Genomic DNA, 6,201 nt, shown 5'->3' on the forward strand with positions numbered 1-6,201 from the left:
GGCCGTAACGCGGCGCCCGTGCCGCAGCATCGAGGAAGGGACACCACCCACCCATGAGCGCGTCAGGCGGAACCAAGGCGATCGTGGCGGCACTCGCCGCCAACCTCGCGATCGCAGTGGCCAAATTCGTGGCGTTCCTCTTCAGTGGCTCGTCATCGATGCTGGCGGAGAGCGTCCACTCGCTGGCGGACTCCGGCAACCAGGGTCTCCTGCTGCTCGGCGGCAAGAAGGCCCAGCGCGAGGCGACCCCGCAGCACCCCTTCGGATACGGGCGCGAGCGCTACATCTACGCCTTCCTCGTCTCCATCGTGCTGTTCTCCGTCGGTGGCATGTTCGCCATCTACGAGGGCTACGAGAAGATCAAGCACCCCCACGAGATCGAGGCCTGGTACTGGCCGGTCGGCGTGCTGGTCTTCGCGATCATCGCCGAGGGCTTCTCCTTCCGTACGGCCATCGCCGAGTCCAACCAGACCCGGGGCAAGCTGTCCTGGACGCAGTTCGTCCGTCGGGCCAAGGCACCTGAACTCCCGGTCGTCCTCCTCGAGGACCTGGGCGCGCTCGTCGGCCTGATCCTGGCCCTCGGAGGCGTCGGCCTGGCGCTGGGCACCGGGAACGGCGTCTGGGACGGCATCGGCACCCTGTGCATCGGCATCCTCCTGATCGTGATCGCGATCGTTCTCGCCGCCGAGACCAAGTCGCTGCTGCTCGGCGAGGCGGCCGGCGTCGAGGACGTCGAGAAGATCCGGGCCTCGGTCGTCGACGGCGACACCGTGACGCGCATCATCCACATGCGCACCCTCCACCTCGGTCCGGAGGAGCTGCTGGTGGCCGCCAAGATCGCGGTACGGGCGGAGGAGTCCGCCGCGGAGGTCGCGGACGCGATCAACGACGCCGAGAAGCGGATCCGCGAGGCCGTCCCGATCGCCCGTGTCATCTACCTCGAGCCCGACATCTACGACGAGGCCGCCGCCGCGGCCGGCGAGAACCCGGCCAAGGTCCCGGGCGGCCCCGCTTCTCCCGACGGCATCACACCCGGCGGCGACGCGTCGGGCACCGATGCGTCCGACGTCGACGCTTCCGGCAGCGGTACGACCCACGGCAGCTCGTCTCCGGGCGGCGCGCCGAAGGAATCCGGCCACTGACCCGCTGAGGATCAGCCCCGAACGGCCCCGTGTCTCACTCCGCCGCCCAGGCGGGCTGGGGCACGCTGGGCCGTTCGGTGTAGATTCGGGGGAGTACCAGACGTCGCTGCTGATGGCGGTCGATCGGTTCGCGGAAGCGGGCCGGCCGAGGGAGAGAGGGCCTCCGACGGACTGCACTGCGGATCGCCCGGGCATTCGTGTGCCCGTGGCCGCCGCAGAGCCAGCCAGTCCACCCTCGACCCATTACGAGGAGCAGCCCGTTATGACGACGGCCGCCAATCGCCAGGACTACAAGGTCGCAGACCTTTCCCTCGCCCCCTTCGGGCGCAAGGAGATCACCCTCGCCGAGCACGAGATGCCCGGCCTGATGTCGATCCGCAAGGAGTACGCCGCCGCGCAGCCGCTGGCCGGCGCCCGGATCACCGGCTCGCTGCACATGACGGTGCAGACCGCGGTGCTCATCGAGACGCTCGTCGCCCTCGGCGCCGAGGTCCGCTGGGCCTCCTGCAACATCTTCTCCACCCAGGACCACGCCGCGGCCGCCATCGCGGTCGGCCCGAACGGCACTCCGGACGCCCCCGCCGGCGTCCCGGTCTTCGCCTGGAAGGGCGAGACCCTGGAGGAGTACTGGTGGTGCACGGAGCAGGCGCTGACCTGGCCCAACACGCCCACCGGCGGTCCGAACATGATCCTGGACGACGGTGGCGACGCCACCCTCCTCGTCCACAAGGGCGTCGAGTTCGAGAAGGCCGGCGAGGCCCCGGACCCGTCGACCGCGGACAGCGAGGAGTACGCGTACATCCTCACCCTGCTGAACCGCACCCTCGGCGAGTCCCCGCAGAAGTGGACCCAGCTGGCGTCCGAGATCCGCGGCGTGACCGAGGAGACCACCACCGGTGTCCACCGTCTCTACGAGATGCACCGTGACGGCACCCTCCTGTTCCCGGCGATCAACGTCAACGACGCGGTCACCAAGTCGAAGTTCGACAACAAGTACGGCTGCCGCCACTCGCTGATCGACGGCATCAACCGCGCCACCGACGTCCTGATCGGCGGCAAGACCGCCGTCGTCTGCGGGTACGGCGACGTCGGCAAGGGCTGCGCCGAGTCGCTCCGCGGCCAGGGCGCCCGGGTGATCATCACGGAGATCGACCCCATCTGTGCCCTGCAGGCCGCGATGGACGGCTACCAGGTCGCGACGCTGGACGACGTGGTGGAGACCGCGGACATCTTCGTCACGACGACGGGCAACAAGGACATCATCATGGCCTCCGACATGGCCCGGATGAAGCACCAGGCCATCGTCGGCAACATCGGCCACTTCGACAACGAGATCGACATGGCCGGTCTGGCCAAGATCGACGGCGTCGTCAAGGACGAGGTCAAGCCGCAGGTCCACACCTGGACGTTCGCGGACGGCAAGGTCCTGATCGTGCTGTCCGAGGGCCGCCTGCTGAACCTCGGCAACGCCACCGGTCACCCCTCGTTCGTCATGTCCAACTCGTTCGCGGACCAGACCCTGGCCCAGATCGAGCTGTTCACCAAGCCCGAGGCGTACCCGACCGATGTCTACGTGCTGCCGAAGCACTTGGACGAGAAGGTCGCCCGTCTTCACCTGGACGCGCTGGGCGTGAAGCTCACGACCCTGCGCCAGGAGCAGGCCGACTACATCGGCGTCCCGGTCGAGGGCCCGTACAAGTCCGACCTCTACCGCTACTGAGCCGGCCGTCGGCCGACGGCCGGCACAGCTCTCAGCAGCAGGTCCGAGCGCAGGCCCCCGCACCCCCGTGTCGGGGGCCTGCCCCGTACCGCACCCGCACAGCCCGAGGAACCCGAAGGACCCCATGCCCCGCGGCCGTTATTCGCTCCACGATGTCCACGACCACACCCCCCTCGGCGAAGAACACTTCCACTGCGCGCCCGGCCCCTCCGGCTGGCGCTACGTCTCCCAGACGACCGGGCCCTCGGGCGCTCACCTGGGTTCCGTCGATCTGGCACTGGACGAACTCGGCCGCCCCATCCGCCTCGAACTGCACGCCGCGAGCTGGCAGATCCGCGGCGCCGCCCTCGACGGGGTCACCTGGGTACGGAACGATCCGACCGGCGCTCACGCCACCGAAGGCAATGTCCGCGCCCACAGCTTCTCCGGCACATCCCCCGCCTTTCTCGTCGCCACCGCCCGGCTCCTGCGCCTCACCCCCGATTCCCCCGCGACCCGGGTCCGTCTGGTCACCTTCACGGACCCGGTTCTCGCCCCCCGCACCGTCGACCAGTCCTGGTCGCTGCTGAACAGTGAAGCGCACGCCACTGACAACGGGCCTCTGATCGTGGACGAGTACCAGGTCAACGCCCTGGACACCGGGGACCAGCACGCCGTGCACATCGCCGGTGACGTGGTGCTGGCGGCTCCGGGCATCGAGCTCGAGCATCTGGAATCGCCACCCTCGGCCATGCCCCGCGCGACGCACGAGGGATAGGGGCGCCGACAGGCCGTGCCCGGGCGACAAGGGCAGACGTCCTCCGTCCAGCCGCGCGCGGACGGCGCTGCGCACGCTCAGGCCGGCGGTGCGAACCCCGTCGCTGCCCGCACCTCTGCCCCGTCCCCGCCCGGGGCGGTCGCCGACGGCCTGTCCGGGGCGCCCTGCCGCACCTCTGCCGGACGATCGTTAACCGTGCGCTCGCCGACGAACTCCTGGCGCGCGGGTACGGGCCGGGGCGCCGGGGCCGGGCTGCCGTGGCCGGCCGCAGCGGCCACCCGCCGGACGTCCCGGACCTGTCGCTCGTGCACCACGGCCGCCAGGTAGGCAGCCGAAGGCACCCCCTGAGGCACCGGAACGCCGGTGCGCGCCGCGAGGTCCGTGGACAGTCGCTCGGCCATCGCGCCTCGCACCACCGTGTCCAGCTGGTTCATCCGGGTCAGGTACTGCCGAATCGCCAGCCACAGACCGTCCGGGACACCGGAGAGGTCCAGCTGGGCGAAACGTCCCAGGAGCCAGGGCGGGGGAGGAGGCGCGGCCGCGGCGCGTCCGGCCGGTACCCGTTCACGGACGACTAGCGTGCCGGCGAACACGTCACCGAGCCGACGGCCGCGCGCGGAGACCAGGGAGGCGATGCTGCCCGCCACGCCGAAGGTCCCCAGGATCTCGACCGCGCCCATCGCACCCCGCACGAGTGCGTGCCGGAAGCGGATCGGACCGCCGTCGTCCCTCACCACGCGAAGCCCGCAGGCGAGCTTTCCGAGCGAACGGCCGTGGCTGAGCGTCTCGACCGCGACCGGCCCGCCCACCAGCACGAGAAGGAACGTGGCGACGGTGATCGCGGCCGTGGCCGCCTCGTCGAGCGTCACGGACGCCACGGCAAGACCGAGGGAGAGCACCACGAAGACCGTCATGAGTACCGCCAGGTCGATGGCGATGGCCAACGCCCTGCTGGGAAGCCTCGCCGGCCTCAACCCCAGTACGACCGCGTCCCCGGTCACGAGCTCATCCATCGCCACCCACCCCTCGCCGCCCTTCACTGCCCCTCGAAGTCACAGTCTGCCAAGCTGACCCGCAGCGCACCGCCGTAGTACGGACCCGTACGCACCATGCCTGGAGCAGCAGCCGACCATGGATCTCGACGTCTTCGTGAACACCCACCACATCGAGTGGGACCGCCTGGACCATCTTCTGCACCGAGGGCGGAGCCTGACGGGTGAGGAAGCGGACGAACTCGTCGTCCTGTACCAGCGCACCGCAACACACCTGTCCTTGATCCAGTCCAGCGCCCCGGACCCCGTGCTGACCGCCCGCCTCACCCAGCTCGTGGCCCGCGCGCGCTCCACGGTCACGGGAACACGCCGGGCATCGTGGCGTGACGCCGCGCGATTCCTGACGGCAGGCTTCCCCGCGGCGGTCTACCGGTCGCGGCACTGGTGGATACCCACAGCTGTGCTCTCCACCCTTTTGGCGGCCGTCATCGGCTGGTGGATCGATACTCATCCGGAGGTCCAGGCATCGCTCGCCGCCCCCGAGGACCTGCGCGCCCTGACGCGCCCGGGTGGCGAGTACGAGACGTACTACTCCAGCCACCCGGCTGCGTCCTTCGCCGCGCAGGTCTGGACGAACAACGCTCAGGCGGCCGCCATCTGCCTGGTACTGGGGGCGTTCCTCTGCATACCGGTGATCTGGATCCTCCTCGTCAACGTGCTCAACCTGGCCGTCGGGATCGGGCTGATGTCCTCCGCCGGCCGTCTGGACACCTTCCTCGGGCTCGTACTGCCACACGGGCTGCTCGAACTCACCGCCGTCTTCGTCGCGGCGGGGACAGGCCTGCGACTCGGCTGGACGGTCATCGACCCGGGCCCACGGACACGGCGCTCGGCCCTGGCCCAGCAGGGAAGGGCAGCGATGGGCATGGCCATCGGCCTGGCCCTTGTCCTGTTCGTCTCCGGCGTCATCGAAGGGTTCGTCACCCCGTCAGGACTTCCCACCTGGGCGCGCATCTCCATCGGGATAGCCGCTGAGCTGGCGTTTCTCGTGTACGTCTACGTACTCGGAGGCAGGGCGGCCAGGGCCGGCGACACGGGAGACCTCGAAGCCGAGGGGCGAAGCGCCGAGCTTCCCGCCGCTGCCTGAGAGCCGATGTGCGTTTGAGCTCGCTGACCTGCTAGTCTCCTGGTCGCCCACAAAAAACTGTTGACACAGTCCGCGTGGGGAGGTAGATTTTAACGGTTCCAACGAGCTGGACAGCTCGTGCGGGAACGTCTAAAGTTCAACTCGCTCGTGCACAGGACGTGGTCCTCGCCGAGCCGAACGATTCTTCTCTCTTTCGAGCAAACAGCCGGATTCGCTCCGGCCGAAATGCTTCTGATAAAGTCGAATCAGCCGAAAGGCAAAGGCCACTCCGCAGGCCGCTGGAATCGAATTCGGACCGGAAACGGAACGAAAAAGAATCTGGTAGAGTCGGACTCGCCGGAAAGGGAGAATCGGACACGAAAGAGTCTGATAGAGTCGGAAACGCAAGAACGAAGGGAAGCGCCCGGAGGGCCCCGGTGAAACGGGACCGAAGGAAGCGTCCG

Annotated in this window: 5 protein-coding genes; 4 read left to right on the forward strand and 1 reads right to left on the reverse strand. The window is 69.1% G+C overall.

Annotated elements, in window-relative coordinates; all coding sequences use genetic code 11:
• The first annotated feature begins 53 nt into the window (after nucleotides 1-53).
• From IA22_RS0118815 to IA22_RS0118825, 3 genes are all read left to right on the forward strand, one after another.
• A complete protein-coding gene (locus IA22_RS0118815; protein WP_030124233.1) occupies nucleotides 54-1,142 on the forward strand; it encodes a cation diffusion facilitator family transporter in 1,089 nt (362 codons plus the stop codon).
• A gap of 262 nt (nucleotides 1,143-1,404) precedes the next feature.
• Nucleotides 1,405-2,862 carry an adenosylhomocysteinase gene (ahcY, locus tag IA22_RS0118820; protein WP_014155919.1) on the forward strand — a complete coding sequence of 486 codons (1,458 nt, stop codon included), beginning with the start codon at nucleotides 1,405-1,407 and terminating at the stop codon, nucleotides 2,860-2,862.
• Between the two features lie 124 nt (nucleotides 2,863-2,986).
• A complete protein-coding gene (locus tag IA22_RS0118825) occupies nucleotides 2,987-3,619 on the forward strand; it encodes a hypothetical protein (RefSeq protein ID WP_015577426.1) in 633 nt (210 codons plus the stop codon).
• 77 nt (nucleotides 3,620-3,696) lie between these two features.
• On the opposite strand, the gene IA22_RS0118830 is transcribed toward IA22_RS0118825, so the two are convergent.
• The gene (locus tag IA22_RS0118830) at nucleotides 3,697-4,632 is read right to left on the reverse strand and encodes an RDD family protein (RefSeq protein WP_081889844.1); all 936 of its coding nucleotides are present in this window, start codon (nucleotides 4,630-4,632) and stop codon (nucleotides 3,697-3,699) included.
• A 118-nt stretch (nucleotides 4,633-4,750) separates the two neighbouring features.
• On the opposite strand from IA22_RS0118830, the gene IA22_RS0118835 reads away from it, so the two are divergent.
• Nucleotides 4,751-5,758 (forward strand): stage II sporulation protein M, encoded by a 1,008-nt coding sequence (locus IA22_RS0118835; RefSeq protein ID WP_030124235.1) that lies wholly within the window; start codon nucleotides 4,751-4,753, stop codon nucleotides 5,756-5,758.
• Nucleotides 5,759-6,201 lie beyond the last annotated feature (443 nt).

This window comes from Kitasatospora papulosa, assembly GCF_000717245.1.
Taxonomy (GTDB): Bacteria; Actinomycetota; Actinomycetes; order Streptomycetales; family Streptomycetaceae; genus Streptomyces; species Streptomyces papulosus.